General features: G+C 67.9%; 3 protein-coding genes. All 3 read left to right on the top strand.

Annotated features, from left to right (window positions below):
* Window positions 1-209: hypothetical protein (locus M8J73_RS16020; RefSeq protein ID WP_249828744.1), on the top strand; the 209-nt coding region annotated here is incomplete at its 5' end.
* A gap of 268 nt (window positions 210-477) precedes the next feature.
* On the top strand, window positions 478-933 hold the full coding sequence (locus M8J73_RS16015) for a DUF5707 domain-containing protein (protein WP_055542167.1): 456 nt from the start codon (window positions 478-480) through the stop codon (window positions 931-933).
* A 124-nt stretch (window positions 934-1,057) separates the two neighbouring features.
* Window positions 1,058-1,819, top strand: coding sequence for a hypothetical protein (locus M8J73_RS16010; protein WP_240501691.1), 762 nt, complete (start codon window positions 1,058-1,060; stop codon window positions 1,817-1,819).
* Window positions 1,820-1,957: the final 138 nt, after the last annotated feature.

Raw genomic sequence — 1,957 nt, 5'->3', positions numbered from 1 at the left:
TGCCGCTCATGCGCCAGGTCCCCGGTTTCGTGGCCTACTACTGGGTCGACGCCGGGGACGGAGTGATGGTCTCGACCAGCGTCTTCCAGGACCGGCCCGGCGCCGAGGAATCGATCTCCAGGGCGGCGGATTTCGTGCGGGACAACCTCGCGTCGCTGCTTCCGAACCCACCCGAGGTCATGGCCGGCGAGGTGGTGGCATCCGCATGACAGCAGGGCTGCCGCCCGGGCCCGTTCCCCGGGTGTGAACGGTGAGCGGTCGGCGCGACCCCCGTCGAAACTCGCGCCGACCGACACCTCACCGTCCTGCCCATGCTGCCCGGTCCTCCCCGCCATGTGCCCGCGGGCGGCAACACCGGCCTACTCAGCCCGAGTTGAGTAGGCGCGCTCATGTCCGGCGGATCCCTGTGCGGCGAGTATCGGTGAAGCGGCGCGAACGAGAAGCGCCGAACCGATACAGGACCTTACGGAGATCCCCATGTCCCGACGTACTGCTCTGTCCGTGGCCGCCGGTGTCGTTGTCCTCGGCGGCGCCGGTGCCCTCACTCTTGCCTACGCCGGGGACCAGCCGTTGAAGCTGGCGCACAGCACCGTCCGCTACACCGCTCCCGCGGGCGACCGCGACGGCTCGCTCACCTTCGACACCGACGTCACGCCGGCCTCCTCCGGCGTGAAGAGCGTGAAGGTGCTGGCGTGGCCGCAGGAGTCGTCCTTCGCCGAGGACGAGCTGACCGCCAAGGACATGGCCGGAGCGGAGTCGGCGGTCTGCAAGCCCGCCGGGAAGGACACCGTGCACTGCACGTACACCGTCAAGGTCACCGCTTCCGACGCGAAGTCCTCCCCGCGCGGCACCTGGCACGTCGCCGTCCTGGCCACCGCCAAGGACGGCACCACGACCCTGGTCAGGGAGGCGGCGGACTTCACCGTCCGGTAACCCCGCCGGGCACGGGGGCACTCCCCCGTGCCCCCGGCGCGGGGGGGGCCAACAGTCCAGTGAGACCTACAGGTTGAAAGTCCCGTTGAGGGACTACTTGAATAGCGCCGTGACCACGGCACCGATGGCCAGCAGCACCGTCGCCGGACAGATCTCACTCGACGACGTCATCGCACAGCTCGGCCGGTACAGGCCGGTCTTTCACTCCGAAGCCGACCTTCAGCACAGTTTCGCCCGGCTGCTGTGGGAACTGACGCCGGACGTGCACTCCAGGCTGGAGGTACCGCAGCGGCACCCGGGCCGGACTGAGTACCTGGATCTCCTGTGCATCGGCCCCTCGGCCCGCACCGCGATCGAGTTCAAGTACTTCACCCGGCGATGGACAGGCACGGCAGGCACGCCCCCCGAGGACTACGCCTTGAAGGGGCATGCCGCAACAGACCTCGCCCGTCTGCGCTTCGTCCGGGACATAGCCAGGCTGGAGCGCTTCTGCCAGCGGTCGGACCAGAACGGTCTCGCCGTCATGGTGACCAACGACGCGTCCCTGTGGACTCCGCCGAGCCCTGACCGTAAGCCGACCCGAGATCGGGACTTCAAGATCCACCAAGGCCGTGAGCTCACTGGCACACTTCTGTGGGCGGAAGGCACCTACAAGCCCCATACATGCACGCTGCGAGGTACATATGTCCTCGACTGGCAGCCGTACTCCGAGTTGGAGGGAGTCGGGGGCGAGTTCCGTTATGTTGCGGTGTCCGTCACCCCGGTCACGGACGAGCCTGGCGGCATGCCCGGGCATGCCGCCAGCGGTGAGCGCGACAGGGTCTCGGGCGGTGGCGTTGTGTCACGTAGCCCGGTCCGGGATCACTCTCCGAAACGTAGTGAGTAGTCGCGGATAAAAGCCGCCAGGCCGCACATGCCGGGTCGCGTCCGAACCAGCTCCAAGTGTTCCCGGAAGCTGAACTCACCGTTGCGGCGATCACCGAGCATGTCAGCGCAGGGTACGAGGACGCCGGCATGCGGTCAG

Source organism: Streptomyces neyagawaensis (assembly GCF_023516595.1).
Classification (GTDB): Bacteria; Actinomycetota; Actinomycetes; order Streptomycetales; family Streptomycetaceae; genus Streptomyces; species Streptomyces neyagawaensis.
The sequence above is the reverse complement of the archived record's forward strand: the minus strand, read 5'-3'. Positions and strand labels throughout refer to the sequence as shown.

What these genes read in the sequence shown, in the direction of transcription:
- M8J73_RS16015 (WP_055542167.1), top strand. Translation starts at nt 478, where the DNA reads ATGTCCCGACGTACTGCTCTGTCCGTGGCCGCCGGTGTCGTTGTCCTC.
- M8J73_RS16010 (WP_240501691.1), top strand. Translation starts at nt 1,058, where the DNA reads ATGGCCAGCAGCACCGTCGCCGGACAGATCTCACTCGACGACGTCATC.